The organism is Yoonia rosea (assembly GCF_900156505.1).
GTDB classification, from domain to species: Bacteria; Pseudomonadota; Alphaproteobacteria; order Rhodobacterales; family Rhodobacteraceae; genus Yoonia; species Yoonia rosea.
The window spans coordinates 958,336-972,076 of sequence record NZ_FTPR01000001.1 but is presented as its reverse complement, the minus strand read 5'-3'; the positions used below and the strand labels follow the sequence as shown (position 1 = coordinate 972,076).

Sequence of the window (13,741 nt, the reverse complement as noted above, 5' to 3'; positions counted from 1 at the left end):
GTAAGAGCAGAACTCCCGGAGCACCAGACATGCCAGTGATTAACCGTATCGCCGATTTTGCGGAGGATATGACCGCATGGCGCAGGCATCTGCACCAGCATCCCGAGTTGGGGTTTGACTGCCATGAAACGGCGGCTTTCGTGGTCGAGAAACTGCGCGCATTTGGTGTCGATGAGATCCATGAAGGGATTGCGACATCCGGCGTCGTGGCGATTATCAACGGCAAGGCCGCGGGACCGACCATTGGTCTGCGCGCCGACATGGATGCGCTCCCGATGCAAGAGGAAACGGGGTTGGAGTATGCCTCAAAGGTGGCGGGCCGGATGCATGCCTGCGGCCATGACGGGCATACGACGATGCTGCTGGGGGCGGCGCGTTATCTGGCGGAAACGCGCAATTTTGCGGGGCGCGTGGCGTTGATTTTCCAGCCTGCCGAAGAGAATGGCGGCGGCGGTGAGGTGATGGTCAGGGAAGGTATTCTCGAGCGGTTTGATATCGCCGAGGTCTATGCCCTGCACAGTGGACCGGGCGATGCGGTGGGGGCCTTCTATACCACCCCGGGGCCGATTATGGCCGCTGTCGATAGCTTTCATATTCATATCACAGGGATCGGCGGGCACGGGGCCTACCCTTACGAAACCGCTGATCCGGTGGTTGCGGCTGTGGGGATGGTCAATGCGATCCAGACGATTGTGAGCCGCAACCATGTGCCGTTCGAGGATCTGGTCGTCTCGGTCACGCAAATTCATACGGGATCAGCCGATAACATCGTCCCCGAGAAAGCCTATATCAACGGCACAGTCCGCACGATGGCAAAATCGGTGCAGGACATGGTGGAAAAGCGGCTGACCGAGATCGTCGCGGGCCATGCGGCAGCTTACGGTGTGCAGGCCGAGGTAATTTACGAACGCGGCTATCCGGCCACGATCAATGACCCTGAAAAGACTGCCTTTGCCGCCGCTGTCGCGCGGGAAATCTCGCCGGATGTGGACGATGCCCGCCAGTATGACATGGGGGCAGAGGATTTTTCCTATTTTCTCGAAAAGCGCCCCGGTGCCTATGTGTATGTCGGTAACGGCGACAGTGCGGGGTTGCATCACCCCAAGTATGATTTTGCCGATGGGGCGGCCCCTGTGGGGGCGTCCTATTTCGCGCGGTTGGTCGAGCGGGCTTTGCCAGCGGCCTAAGGCGCGCGGTCCGGGGGCAGGAGCCTCCGGCGGAAGTTTGATTGAACATGGAAAATGAGGTGGTGTGGTGACACTTGATAAAGCGAAAGAGGCGGTCGACGGGGCATTTACGGCGGTAGATCGGCGTGGGTTGGCCTATGAAAACGCTTTTGGCGGGGCCACGTCGTTCTTGCGCCGGATGTACACCAAGGATCTGACGGGCTTTGATCTGGCCGTCACAGGTGTGCCATTCGATCAGGCCGTCACCCACCGCCCGGGCACCCGTTTCGGGCCCCGCGCGATCCGCGAGGCGTCAAGCCTGCAACCTTATGATCCGCCTTACGGCTGGGACGGGTTTGATCCATTGAGCGAGTTCGCCATCGCCGATTATGGCGATATGGCCTTTGATTATGCCAATGTGGCCGGTGTGCCCGATCTGGTAGAGGCCCATACAGCGGGAATATTGGGGCAGGGCTGCGGAGCGGTGACCTTGGGCGGTGATCACTTTATCACCCTGCCGATCCTGCGCGCCTATGCCGCAAAATACGGGCCGATGTCGGTGGTGCAGTTTGACGCCCATTCCGATCTTTGGCCGGATGACGATATGGCCCGCATTGATCACGGCACGATGATGTATAAGGCGGTGAAACTGGGCCTTGTTGATGTGACGCGCTCGATCCAGATCGGCATTCGGACGGAATGCGCAGACTATTTGGGGATGCCCTATATTGCCGCCCGCAGGTGCCACGAAAAGGGCAGCGGTTGGGTGGCCGAACAGATCAAAGCACGCGTGGGCGATCATCCGACCTATGTGAGCTTTGATATTGACGCACTTGATCCCGCTTTTGCGCCGGGCACCGGCACGCCTGTCTGGGGTGGTCTGGCGTCTTGGCAGGCCGCCGCGATCCTGCGGGATATCGCGGGGATCGACATGGTGGGGGGGGATGTGGTCGAAGTTTCGCCGCCCTATGATACCACGGGCGCCACCGCGATTGCGGGGGCACATATCGCAATGGAGCTTTGCTGTCTTTCACTCTGGAACAAAAGGAAAAAGTGATGCCAAACCAACCGATATCAGGGAATGATCTGGCGCGGTTTTCAGGGCCGCAGACCTTTATGCGTTTGCCGGATGTGAGCAGCGCGCAAGGGCTTGATGTGGGATTTATCGGCATTCCGATGGATATCGGCACCTCTTGGCGATCAGGGACGCGGATGGGGCCCAAGCAATTGCGCGAACAATCGGCGATGATCCGCCCCTATAACATCCAGACGGGTGCGGCCCCCTTTGATGCGCTGCAATGTGCCGACATCGGGGATGTGGCGATCAATACGTTTTCGCTATCGGAAAGTATCCGCATTATTACAGATACTTATACTTCACACCTCAAGCATGATTTCATTCCGATGACGCTGGGCGGTGATCACACGCTGACCTTGCCTGTGCTGCGCGCGGTGGCGGCAAAACACGGGCCGGTCGCGCTGATCCATGTCGATGCCCATGCCGATGTGAACGACGAGATGTTCGGCGAACGCGAGACCCACGGTACAGTGTTTCGTCGTGCCTATGAGGAGGGGCTGATTACCGCCAACAAGGTGTTCCAGATCGGGCTGCGGGGTACGGGTTATACCGCAGATGATTTTACCGAAGCCGCGGGCTGGGGGTTCAACCAATATCTTGCGCCCGCGTTGTGGCATAAGTCGCTGACGCCCCTCGCGGCCGAGATCAAGGCCGCGATCGGCGATCAGCCCTGTTATATCACCTATGACATCGACAGTCTGGACCCCGCCTATGCGCCGGGCACAGGCACGCCCGAGATTGGCGGGCTGACCACACCGCAGGCGATGGAGCTGATCCGTGGTTTGCGGGGCTTGAATATCGTGGGCTGCGATCTGGTCGAGGTGTCGCCGCCCTATGATCCGTCGGGCAATACTGCGCTGACAGGGGCGAATTTGATGTTTGAAATGCTGTCGATCTTGCCGGGTGTGCCGTACCGCTAGGCTTCACAAGTGGCCAGCGGCGCATTAGGTGCATTTTAAATTAATTATGAGGGCCCTATGCGCATTCTTTATCTGATCATTCTCATTGTTGCCGGTCTTATGGCCTATGTGCGGTTTGCGCCGACGGACATAGCGCGCTGGCATCAAGTGCCCGAAGTGACTGCGCCGGGCGATACGGAGGGGCCGGGGTCGTTCCTTGCCGTGCGCCGCATCAATGCCCCCGCTGCCGACGTGCTGGCGCTGGCTGAACAGCGGGCCTTGGCGACACCACGGACACGGTTGCTGGCGGGCAGTGTAGCAGAGGGTATGATGACTTTTCAGACACGGTCGCTTTTGTGGGGGTTTCCAGATCATACAACTGTTGCCGTGCAGGACGATCTGCTTGTGATTTATGGCAGGTTGCGGTTCGGCCAGTCCGATATGGGTGTGAACAAGGCCCGCGTTGAAAGCTGGCTTGAAACGCTTGCCCCCTTGACCGAGCCGCTTTGATCCGCCAATCGGTGATCCATGATCGCATCTGATAAAATTGAACAGCTGATTGACCGTTTCCAGTTTCTGGAGGCGAAAATGTCCAGTGGTGCCGCCGGCAATGATATCGCCAAATTGGGCAAGGAATATGCCGATCTGCGCCCCGTCGTGGAAACCGTGACCGCCTACAAGGACCTGCTCGCGCAGATCGCTGATGCCGAGGCGATGCTGGCCGATCCGGAGATGAAGGAACTGGCCGAGGCGGAATTGCCTGATTTGAAAGCGGCGCTGGAAGCGTCAGAACATGACGTGCAGCTGGCGCTTTTGCCCAAAGATGCCGCTGACGGCCGCCCTGCATTGCTGGAAATCCGGCCCGGCACGGGCGGTGATGAAGCGGGGCTTTTCGCGGCAGATTTGCTGCGGATGTATCAGCGTTATGCCGAAAAGCAGGGCTGGAAATTCGAAATCCTCGAAGAAAGCCTGAGCGAACTTGGCGGCGTGAAAGAGGTTGTCGCGCGGGTTGTCGGTGATGGTGTCTTCGCAAGGCTGAAATACGAAAGCGGCGTGCACCGCGTGCAGCGCGTGCCTGAAACCGAGAGTGGCGGGCGCATTCATACCTCTGCTGCGACGGTGGCCGTGCTGCCCGAGGCGGAAGACGTCGATATCGAGATCAACGCGAATGATCTCCGCATTGATACAATGCGTGCCTCCGGATCGGGGGGACAGCACGTCAATACCACGGACAGTGCGGTGCGGATCCTGCATATTCCCACCGGCATCATTGTTGTCAGTTCCGAGAAATCCCAGCACCGCAACCGCGAGATTGCGATGCAGGTGCTGAAAACGCGGCTGTTTGATATGGAGCGCCAGCGCGTGGACAGCCAACGCTCTGCGGATCGGAAAAGCCAGGTCGGCTCGGGCGACCGCTCGGAGCGGATCAGAACCTACAACTTCCCGCAAGGGCGCCTGACGGATCACCGGATCAACCTCACGCTCTATTCCTTGGGGCAGGTGATGCAGGGCGATCTGGATGAAATCATCGATGCCCTGCAATCTGACGCACAAGCCACGATGTTGGCCGAGATGGGCGCGTGAATGACGCCAGAACCGGCAGTCAGGTTCTGGCAGCGGCTGTTCAGCACCTGACCAAAGCCGGTGTGCCTGATGCCGCGCGGGATGCGCGCAAGCTCTTTGCTTATGCCTCTGGCGCGGATGCAGGGCGGCTGACGCTGATCTTGCCAGAGCCTGTGTCGGCAGAGGTCATGACACGGTTTGATCACCTGATCGCGCGCCGGTCGCGGTTCGAGCCTGTGTCGCATCTGATCGGGTCACGTGCGTTTTATGGGCGCGATTTCGAGGTGACAAAGGATGTGCTCGACCCGCGCCCTGAAACGGAAACGCTGATTGATGTGGCGTTGCGCGATCCCTTCGCGCGTGTGCTGGATCTCGGGACGGGGTCTGGTTGTATTCTGATCACGCTGCTGGCGGAAAACCCGGGCGCGGTCGGTGTGGGGGCCGATGTGTCGCCCAAGGCGCTTGCCGTGGCCTTGCGCAACGCGCAGCGCAACCACGTGGATGACAGAGCAACCTTTGTGCAAAGCGACTGGATGGCGGGTATCAGGCGGCCCTTTGATCTGATCGTGGCGAACCCGCCCTATATTGCCGCCGATGAAATGGCGGGCCTGTCGCGTGATGTGCGCGAATGGGAACCGCGTTTGGCACTCACCGATGAAGCAGATGGTTTGTCCGCCTACCGCACCATCATTGCGCAGGCGCAGCATGTGCTGGAACCGGAGGGCCGGTTGATCTTTGAGATCGGATCGACGCAAGGCAAAGCTGTGGCTGAACTGATGCGGCAGGGGGGGCTGGCGCATGTTTTTGTGATTCCCGACCTTGATGGCCGTGACCGCGTTGTAACCGGCAAAACCCGGCGCTCCTGACCCGCCAGCACCACATTAACCGGCAAAAACGCGCCTTTTACTCACTTTAGTCTTGTCTTGCACTCGCCCACATGCTTATTCATTCCCATCGGATGGGACGAGGCTCGCCACTAACCTCCCCCCGATCAGCCGCCAAACATCGCAAGGCTACAGATTTGAGACGCGCTTTTGGCGCGACATTGGCCCAGCAACGACAGCCAAAGGCTTGAAAGCAACTTATGAGATCATCTAAGTCACGGTCGCGAAATAAAAATCGCAACAACCGACCCACGGGCGGTAACATCATCAACCGGGTGTTTGACAGCTCGGGCCCTGATGGCAAAGTGCGCGGTACGCCGCAGCAAATTATTGAAAAATATAACCAACTTCACCGCGATGCCGTTTTGTCAGGCGACCGTGTGGATGCGGAAAACTTTGCCCAACACGCAGAGCACTACACGCGGATGCTGGCCGAGGCGCAGCGCGAAGTGGATGCAAAGCGCGAAGAACAGGAAGAACAGAACCGTCAGCGTCAGGCCGAGCGTGACCGCGAGCGTCAGGAACGTTTGAACGCGCAGGAAGAGGCCGCGAACGCGCCCTTGGAGACGGATCAGCCGGATCATGTGCACGAAGGTGACAGCGGCCTGGTGGAAACGCCCGAGGCCAAGCCCAAGCGCCCGCGTCAGCCGCGCAAACCGCGCAAGGCCCCCGATGAGGGGCCAAAGAGCGACAGCGCCCCAGAGGCTGCTGAATAAAGACAAGCCCTCCGATTTCGGGGGGCTTTTTGTTTGGCGGGGGCAGGATTGCCTCCGGCGGAAGTTTGATGGGACATGGAAAGCCCGGGGGCCAAGGGCCCTAGGACGCGTCGAGGCTTCTTGCCAAAGCGCAGAAGGCCTCTAATCCGACCTGTTCGGCGCGTTCCGTGGGTTTGATGCCGACCGCATTCAGGTGGTCTTCGATATCAGGGCTGACGGATTTGAGTGCCGAGCGCAGCATCTTGCGGCGTTGATTGAACGCGGCGGCCACCACTTTATTGAGCGTGGCAGGATCCGCAGGATAGCGCGGTGCGGGCAGGGCGGTCAGGTGGACCACGGCGGAATTCACTTTGGGTGGGGGGCTGAAGGCCTCGGGCGGCAGTTCCAGCACGATCCTGGCATCCGTGCGCCACTGCGCCAAGAGCGCCAGACGCCCGTAGGCTTTGCTGCCCGGTGTCGCGACGATCCTTTGCGCCACTTCGCGTTGGAACATCAGTGTCAGGCTGTCCCAGAACGGGGGCCATTCCGGTGGTGTCAGCCAGCGCACCAAGAGCTCCGTGCCGACGTTATAGGGCAGGTTGGCCGTAATCTTGATCGGTTGTGTCAGGTGTTCGAGCGGATTGACCGTGAGCGCATCGCCGTTGATGGCCTGTAACCTGCCGGGATAGGCTGCGGCAATTTCGGCCAAGGCGGGCATGCACCGGGGGTCTTTTTCAATCGCCAGCACGCGGCGCGCCCCTTCGGCCAAGAGACCCCGCGTAAGGCCACCCGGACCGGGACCGATTTCGAGCACGTCAGCGCCAGTGAGATCGCCCGCCAGCCGCGCAATCTTGGCTGTCAGGTTCAGATCGAGCAGAAAGTTCTGGCCGAGCGATTTTTTCGCCGCCAGTTCATGCGTTGCGATCACCTCGCGCAGGGGCGGCAGGTTGTCAATCACGGGCATCGGCCATTGTTGCGGCCATGCGGATGGCCGCGATCATCGAAGTGGCGTCGGCGATCCCTTTGCCAGCGATGTCAAAGGCGGTGCCGTGGTCGGGCGACGTGCGGATAAAGGGCAGGCCTAGCGTCACGTTCACACCGCCGGAAAAATCCAGCGTCTTGATCGGGATCAGGGCCTGATCATGGTACATGCAGACCGCCACGTCATAGCGCGCCCGCGCGCCCGCGTGGAACATCGTGTCGGCCGACATTGGCCCGCTGATATCCATGCCTTGGGCGCGAAGGGCATTCAGCACGGGGGTGATCATGTCCTGCTCTTCATGGCCCATTTTCCCGTCTTCGCCTGCATGCGGGTTCAAACCTGCCACGGCGATGCGCGGCTTGGCGATCCCGAAATCACGGCGCAATGCGGCATGCGTAATCAGAATGGTATCGGTCAGAAGGCTGGCGGTCAGTGTGGTGGGGACGTCCGACAGCGGGATATGAATGGTGGTCGGCACGACGCGGAGCGCATCACAGGCCAGCATCATCACCACCTGATCGGTCCCCGCGAGGGCCGCCAGATATTCCGTATGCCCGGGGTAGGCGAAATCGGCACCGTCGATCAGGGCGGCCTTATGGATGGGTGCAGTACAAAGCGCGCGGGCAGCACCGGCCTGCACCAGCGCCACGGCATCGGCGATGGCCGCAATGACACCGCTGGCATGGCGCGGGTCAGGTTTGCCCGGGGTGGCGGGGCTGCCGAAATCGCGGGCGAGCACTGTCATCTTGAAGGGATGGATATCGCTGGGATCAGTGGCGCGATGCACATCGGTCCCTGCAGGCAGATGCGTTGGGTCACCGATCCACAACAGCGGCACTTCGTTTCGGAGCGCCTGCCACGCCGTAACAGCGATCTCGGGGCCGATCCCTGCCGGTTCGCCGCAACTGATGGCGATCGGTTGCATCAGGGGCGGATAACGGCAGAGGCTCGCAGGTCTTCGAGCAACGCATCAGCAAGCGCTGTCAGGCGCTGGCTGAAAATCTGCTGGCGCACGGCGGCGGGGTCAATCGTGTCGGCGTCTGCGGTATTGCGCGCGCAGAGCATCAGGAAAACAAGCGTGTCACCATTGTCGCGCGTCAGGTTGTAAGACACCTCGCCCGGATCAAGGCGGGCCAGTTCCAGCGCGATTTCGTCGGGAATCTCAGAAGGGGCTACGGTCAACCGGTCGAGGGCCTCAACCGGTTGGTTGCGCGCCACGCCATAAAGATCGTCGCAGGTGTCGACCTGATCGCTGACTGTTGCCGCCGCGCGCAGGCCGGCGTCTGATTTTCCACCGGGAATATAATAGGCGGCATATTCAAGGCTGACGGGGGCCTGTGCGGGGCGCAGGGCCTCGCGCGTGCCACGCAGTTGGAACAGCGCGATACCGTTAGGGATTTCGATCGGTTCAGTGACTTCGCCCGGTTCCAGATCAACGATTATGGCACCAATCTGTGGTGGATAGTTGTCAAGGGGCAGCCACCCAAGGCGTCCGCCATCCTCACGGGACGGCAACGCCGAGACCTGACGTGCTGCGGCTTCAAATTCGGCAAAAGAGCGCATCCGCGAAATCTGCTCGGCCACCTGTCGTGCCTGTGCGGCGCGATCGGGTGGGGCTGCAATGATGATTTCCGACAAAAGGACCTCAAGTTGCGAGCGCGCGTTGCCGCGCTGTGCAATGGCGCGTTCGACATCACTATCGGTGATTGTCACCTGACGCCTGAAACGGGCGCGCACATAGTCCCGCCACAAGACACTGATCCCGACGAAATCGCGCAGCGTGCCGAAATCTACACCGTTCTGTGCGAGCACCTGTGTGAATTGCGGCAGCGTCATATTGGCGCGTTGGGCAAAGGCTTCCAATTCCTGCTGGAGGACATCGTCGGATATGGTCACGTCAAACCGGGCCATTTCCTGTTGCTTCAGACGATCGTCGATCAGCGCATTGCGCGCGGCTTCATTCAGGTCACCCGGCGTGCGGAACAGTTCAAGCAGGCGGATGCGCTGGGTCAGTTCGTATTGCGTGATGACGCGGTCATCTACTGTAATCACAGGTGTCAATTGGCCCTGTGCGACCGCATTTGTCGCGACACATGTCCCGAAAAGTGCCACGGCCACTGCCGCCATAAACCGACTTCTAAGCATCTCAAAACTCGTCATTCGTTTCAGTTTCCGCATCCTGTCGCGAGCCCGCCTGTCGCACGCCCTGTGGAAAAGCTTCCGATAGAGCCGCTTATCCCGAAAGTTGTTGTGGGTTCAACCGTACTGGAAGACGTAAAGCGGCGCGAGGCCGAAACGTCGACTGTCACACATTCGTTTCTCCATTGCAGGATCGCGCCTGCGCGGACGGGTCGCTCGGCGGCGAGATCATAGCGTGCATCCACCTCGAGCGACCATGCATCATTGATGACAAAGCCTGCATCGACCGTCCATTCCGAACTGGTTTCCAGGCGGTCTTCCTCTGGGTCCGGACCCAGCCAGACATAGTTTGCGCCCAGTGATATGCGGTCATTCTGCCACGCGATCCGGCTGTCGGTGACAGTCAGGTCCTGTACGCCATTCCACAGGCTGCGCGTGTCAAAGAGAAAACCGCCGGGGGCTGTGAACTGGCCGGCAATCAGCCAGTCGGAATTCAGTCCATTCAGACCTGATGTATTGGTAAACCCGTCCTGCACGTCTTGGCGGAACACCCGCCCAAAGCTGAGAACCGAGTTGACCCCCCGGCCGCCCAGTCGCGTCCATGTCAGACCGGCCGCTGCTTGCAGGCCTGTTTCGATGCGATCATCGCCTGCATAGCGTGACAGGGCAAAAAGATTGGCGCGGTCCAGTTCGGTCCGCAGGCTGTCTTCGTTGGGGGGCGTGCCGCCATAGGTTTCGGCCCAACTGAGGCTGGCGACAGGTTCCAGAAGATGGGTGGTACCGGCTGTGCCGACGCGCCCCAGCGGCCAGCGCAATGTCCCCCCGATACTGGAGGCTGCGCGCACATCCTCGTTTTCGAAGTCAACGTCATCGCTGACGAAATAGACATCCGTGCGCAAGCCGGTTTGCATATCTGCGACAAAGCCATAAGGCAGGACCCAGCTGTCGGACCATGCGCCTGCCGCCCCGATGCGGCCGATATCGCGTCCGGCGTCCCCGTCGGTTGTGCTGTATCTGTAAGCGGCATCAAGGCTTGTTCCATAGCGCAAGACACCGCCAAAGGCAGGCTCATAGCGCGTCTCATAAGCCAGATCTGCAATAATGGGTGGGAGGGATTCGTCGTCTTCGTCATCACGGAGCGACTCGTAATTCGTCAGTCTTGCATTGAAGAGCGTGTCGTCCATGACGCGCAGGAGTTGCACCGCACTCTCAAGCCGGTCGATATCTGAATAGCCGTAATCCAGAAGATAGGCGGGGTCACTGGCCGTTTCGATGTCAAAGTTGAGTTGATAGGCATCCGCAAGTTTGAACCGGCCTTCGGCGAAAAGATAAGACCGCGCTTCCGGCAGCAATGTGTCGTCGCTAACTGCGCCTTGCACCGTCAGATTACCATTTGCGGACGCCTGACGATAACGCAGCTCCAGCGTGGTTGTTTCCGGTGAGATATAGGGTGTCAGCGTCAGGTCACGATGGTCACCAAGCGTGATGAAATAGGGCAGCTTTATCCCGAAACCCAGTTGTGTTGTGTTCCGCTGTTCGGGGGTCAGCAGGCCGCTGGCCCGGTCAAGCGATGGGTCGGGCAGGCGCATACGTGGCAACCACAAAACCGGTATGCCGCGTACACGCAAGGTGGCGTTACGGAAATAGAGTTGCCGTTCTTCTGAATCGTGGATCACCTGCTCGGCGCGGATTTCCCATAACGGGGTCTGCGTGCCGCAAACCCGGCAAGACGTCGCCGTTGTCTTGTAGAGTTGCGAATACCGTCCGTCGCGGCGGTCAATCTGGTTTGATGCCACTTGCAACTGCTGCTGGAGCACGATGCGCGCCCCTTGCAGGATGCCGTTCTCAAGGCGGGGGTCAAGCGTGGCGCGGTCTGCGGTAAAGATGGTGCCGTCGGCCGCCTGAACGATGATCGGCCCGACAATCTGCAACGTGTCGCTGGCGCGATCAAATACAATCTCACTGGCGGTCAGGCGGCTGCCGTCAAAGAGCACTTCGACGTTGCCCGACGCAATCAGCTGTTCATCCTCGGTCAGCGCAACACGATCCGCGACAAGCGTTGCAGCCCCTTGAGCATGCAGCGAAAGAGGCAGACAAAGCATCAAAATTACCAGGAAAACGCGCATCAGCCGTCCTCGTTGTGCAACAGGAAACCCATGGATATCCCGATTGCGACAAAGGGCGGGGCCCATGCCGCAAGCAACACCGGCAATTGCCCGTTTTCGCCAAGCACCTGCGCAAAATTGCGGATAAAATAGATCACAAAGGCCAGCAGGATCGCGAACATGACCATCAGGCCGGTGCGCCCGCCGCGCTGATGGCGCAAGGTGAAACTCGCCCCGATCATCACCATCGCGACCAGAAAGAGCGGTTGCGCCATCTCTTTATGGAACCACATCAGATGGCGTTGTGCCGAAAAACCCGCCGTTTGCAGCCGGTCGATGAAAGCGGGCAAGTCCCAGATCGAGATGGAAGACGGCGTGCCAAAGCTGTCGCGGATCTGATCAGGTGTCAGGGTAGAGGGCAGGCTGAGTTCGTCCAATATCTGTGCTGTTGCTTCGGGCGTTGTGTCTTCGGACAGGGACCACGACTTGGCGTCTTGCAAGACCCATGCGCCCGCCACCAATTCCGCGACCTGTGCACTGATCCGCTGGTTGGGTTCGCCGTCAGGTGTGAAGGTCAGGAAGGTCACGTCGCTCAATCGCGTCCCATCCAGATTTGCGCTTTGGGCGCGGATGACGGTCTGGCCTATCGCATCCCCCTGACGCAACCAAAGACCCGACGAGCCGATCGAAAGCACCGAACTTGTGCCGCGCAGGGCGTCGCTGCGCACCTCATATTCTTTCGAGGTGCCCGCGACGATGGGGTTCAAAACTGCAACGGCCAGCACACCCGCAATAAATGCCACGGCCAACGGGGCGAGCAATGCCTTGAGGGCCGAACGCCCCGCCGCCCGCGTCACCACCATCTCGGAGGAGCGCGCAAGGCTGAGGAACAACGCCACGGTCGCAAGAATGACGATGAGCGGCATAATCGTATAAAGCGCGTCGGGGATGTTCAGCAGGCTCAGGATCAGCACATCGGTGAAAGTCGCGTCGGCACTTCCGAAACGGCGCAACTGCTCGACCAGTTCGGAAAACAGCATGATCATAAAGAAAACCCCGCCCACACCCATGAGTGTGATCAGGAAACGGCGTGCGAAATAGCGGTGCAGGATCATGGTGCGCTGCCCTCTGGGATCCGGCGTTTGAAAAGATAGGGGCGGCTGGCCCAGAACAGCAAAAACCAGATCATCACAAACCCGACAAAACATTGCAGGTAAGCCACAAACCAGAGTTCCGGATCACTGCGCGCCGTGCGCAAGCCGGATGTCTCGACGGCTTTGACGATGATAATGAGGACAATTGCGAAAATGATCTGCCTCCACACCCCGAACCGGCTATAGCTGCCCACCATCAATGCGGAGAAACCAAGCAGTGCGGCAACGGCGCCCAGAAGGGACTGGCTGAACCGGTCGTGTGCTGTCGCCAGAAGCTGGGCGGCCGAGCGGTTTGTTTCATCTTGCAGGGCTTGCGTCGGATTAAGCAATTCCCACGTCGGTATAACAGTCTCGCGGCGTCTGCCTGTGCGGGGTTCGGCCATCAAGCTGCTGATGTTAAATGCGAAATCATCAAACGATGTGCGGAACAGGCGTTGATCCGCTGTCCTGAGTATCTGGATCATGCCATCAATCATGACCAGCTGTGTCGCGCCGTCCTGCCGGACCAGAAACGCCTGTGCGGCGGTATAGGTCATTTGTTCATCTGCGTCGCGGATGTCGGATAGAAACACATCGCGTAATTCCCCTTCGGGCGTGATGTCACGGATATAGAAGGTCACGCCGTTGACTGGTTCGAGAAAGCGGCCCTCGGTCAGAAAGCGTGCAGTGATGTTCTGTGCGATCTCTGCCTCACGCTCGACCAGACGCGCACTGCTGAGGGGGACGAGAAAGTGCATCAGGGCCGACATCATCACCGCGACAATCAGCCCGAAATACATCACGGGCCGCGCAAGGCGGAACGGCGAATAGCCGGTTGCCTGCACGACGGTCAGTTCAGATTCTGTCGTCATGCGGTTGGTCACATAGACCGCCGATGCAAAGGCCGCCAAAGGCAGTGCCAGTCGCATGACAGAAGGAAGTGACAGCGCAGTGAACTCAAGGAAAACCGTCGCAGACTGCCCGTCGGCGATCAATTGGTCAAAGAGGGACACCGCGCGGTTGATCCAATAGATCAACACCAGCACGAGGCTGAAAAAGCCGAACAGCACCATCAGTTGCGACAACATATATCTGTC

13 protein-coding genes are annotated in these 13,741 nt (G+C 59.6%); 7 read left to right on the top strand and 6 right to left on the bottom strand.

The genetic code is table 11. From position 1 onward, the window contains the following. The first annotated feature begins 29 nt into the window (after positions 1-29). The 7 genes from B0B09_RS04690 (at position 30) to B0B09_RS04660 (ending at position 6,306) form a co-directional block, all read left to right on the top strand. Positions 30-1,187 (top strand): M20 aminoacylase family protein, encoded by a 1,158-nt coding sequence (locus B0B09_RS04690; RefSeq protein WP_076658561.1) that lies wholly within the window; start codon positions 30-32, stop codon positions 1,185-1,187. A 67-nt stretch (positions 1,188-1,254) separates the two neighbouring features. Next, positions 1,255-2,223, top strand: a complete 969-nt coding sequence (speB, locus tag B0B09_RS04685) for an agmatinase (protein ID WP_076659797.1) — start codon at positions 1,255-1,257, stop codon at positions 2,221-2,223. Next, the gene (gene speB, locus B0B09_RS04680; RefSeq protein ID WP_076658560.1) at positions 2,223-3,164 is read left to right on the top strand and encodes an agmatinase; all 942 of its coding nucleotides are present in this window, start codon (positions 2,223-2,225) and stop codon (positions 3,162-3,164) included. The genes speB (B0B09_RS04685) and speB (B0B09_RS04680) overlap by 1 nt, the downstream gene beginning before the upstream one ends. A 57-nt stretch (positions 3,165-3,221) precedes the next feature. Further along, positions 3,222-3,653 (top strand): DUF1499 domain-containing protein, encoded by a 432-nt coding sequence (locus tag B0B09_RS04675; protein ID WP_076658559.1) that lies wholly within the window; start codon positions 3,222-3,224, stop codon positions 3,651-3,653. 18 nt (positions 3,654-3,671) lie between these two features. Beyond that, a complete protein-coding gene (prfA, locus tag B0B09_RS04670; RefSeq protein ID WP_076658558.1) occupies positions 3,672-4,727 on the top strand; it encodes a peptide chain release factor 1 in 1,056 nt (351 codons plus the stop codon). Continuing rightward, entirely contained in the window at positions 4,724-5,572 is an 849-nt protein-coding gene (gene prmC, locus B0B09_RS04665; RefSeq protein ID WP_076658557.1) for a peptide chain release factor N(5)-glutamine methyltransferase, read from the top strand. Before prfA ends, prmC begins: the two co-directional genes overlap by 4 nt. A 218-nt stretch (positions 5,573-5,790) precedes the next feature. After that, complete coding sequence (locus B0B09_RS04660) at positions 5,791-6,306, top strand: DUF4167 domain-containing protein (protein ID WP_076658556.1); 516 nt, start codon at positions 5,791-5,793, stop codon at positions 6,304-6,306. A 100-nt stretch (positions 6,307-6,406) separates the two neighbouring features. Here B0B09_RS04660 and rsmA read toward each other — a convergent pair whose 3' ends face one another. The 6 genes from rsmA to lptF are packed head-to-tail and all read right to left on the bottom strand — an operon-like array spanning position 6,407 to position 13,732. Continuing rightward, positions 6,407-7,249, bottom strand: coding sequence for a 16S rRNA (adenine(1518)-N(6)/adenine(1519)-N(6))-dimethyltransferase RsmA (gene rsmA, locus B0B09_RS04655; RefSeq protein ID WP_076658555.1), 843 nt, complete (start codon positions 7,247-7,249; stop codon positions 6,407-6,409). Further along, complete coding sequence (gene pdxA / locus B0B09_RS04650; protein WP_076658554.1) at positions 7,236-8,192, bottom strand: 4-hydroxythreonine-4-phosphate dehydrogenase PdxA; 957 nt, start codon at positions 8,190-8,192, stop codon at positions 7,236-7,238. Before pdxA ends, rsmA begins: the two co-directional genes overlap by 14 nt. Then, the gene (locus B0B09_RS04645) at positions 8,192-9,427 is read right to left on the bottom strand and encodes a peptidylprolyl isomerase (RefSeq protein ID WP_084190728.1); all 1,236 of its coding nucleotides are present in this window, start codon (positions 9,425-9,427) and stop codon (positions 8,192-8,194) included. The genes pdxA and B0B09_RS04645 overlap by 1 nt, the downstream gene beginning before the upstream one ends. Before the next feature lie 5 nt (positions 9,428-9,432). After that, a complete protein-coding gene (locus tag B0B09_RS04640; RefSeq protein WP_076658552.1) occupies positions 9,433-11,532 on the bottom strand; it encodes an LPS-assembly protein LptD in 2,100 nt (699 codons plus the stop codon). After that, positions 11,532-12,626, bottom strand: coding sequence for an LPS export ABC transporter permease LptG (lptG, locus tag B0B09_RS04635; RefSeq protein ID WP_076658551.1), 1,095 nt, complete (start codon positions 12,624-12,626; stop codon positions 11,532-11,534). Before lptG ends, B0B09_RS04640 begins: the two co-directional genes overlap by 1 nt. Next, positions 12,623-13,732 carry an LPS export ABC transporter permease LptF gene (gene lptF, locus B0B09_RS04630; RefSeq protein WP_076658550.1) on the bottom strand — a complete coding sequence of 370 codons (1,110 nt, stop codon included), beginning with the start codon at positions 13,730-13,732 and terminating at the stop codon, positions 12,623-12,625. The genes lptG and lptF overlap by 4 nt, the downstream gene beginning before the upstream one ends. Positions 13,733-13,741: the final 9 nt, after the last annotated feature.

Coding starts and splice junctions, on each gene's coding strand:
- pdxA (WP_076658554.1), bottom strand. CDS start 8,192: ATGCAACCGATCGCCATCAGTTGCGGCGAACCGGCAGGGATCGGCCCC.
- prfA (WP_076658558.1), top strand. CDS start 3,672: ATGATCGCATCTGATAAAATTGAACAGCTGATTGACCGTTTCCAGTTT.
- B0B09_RS04660 (WP_076658556.1), top strand. CDS start 5,791: ATGAGATCATCTAAGTCACGGTCGCGAAATAAAAATCGCAACAACCGA.
- B0B09_RS04690 (WP_076658561.1), top strand. CDS start 30: ATGCCAGTGATTAACCGTATCGCCGATTTTGCGGAGGATATGACCGCA.
- lptG (WP_076658551.1), bottom strand. CDS start 12,626: ATGATCCTGCACCGCTATTTCGCACGCCGTTTCCTGATCACACTCATG.
- B0B09_RS04645 (WP_084190728.1), bottom strand. CDS start 9,427: ATGACGAGTTTTGAGATGCTTAGAAGTCGGTTTATGGCGGCAGTGGCC.
- B0B09_RS04640 (WP_076658552.1), bottom strand. CDS start 11,532: ATGCGCGTTTTCCTGGTAATTTTGATGCTTTGTCTGCCTCTTTCGCTG.
- speB (WP_076658560.1), top strand. CDS start 2,223: ATGCCAAACCAACCGATATCAGGGAATGATCTGGCGCGGTTTTCAGGG.
- B0B09_RS04675 (WP_076658559.1), top strand. CDS start 3,222: ATGCGCATTCTTTATCTGATCATTCTCATTGTTGCCGGTCTTATGGCC.
- rsmA (WP_076658555.1), bottom strand. CDS start 7,249: ATGCCCGTGATTGACAACCTGCCGCCCCTGCGCGAGGTGATCGCAACG.
- lptF (WP_076658550.1), bottom strand. CDS start 13,732: ATGTTGTCGCAACTGATGGTGCTGTTCGGCTTTTTCAGCCTCGTGCTG.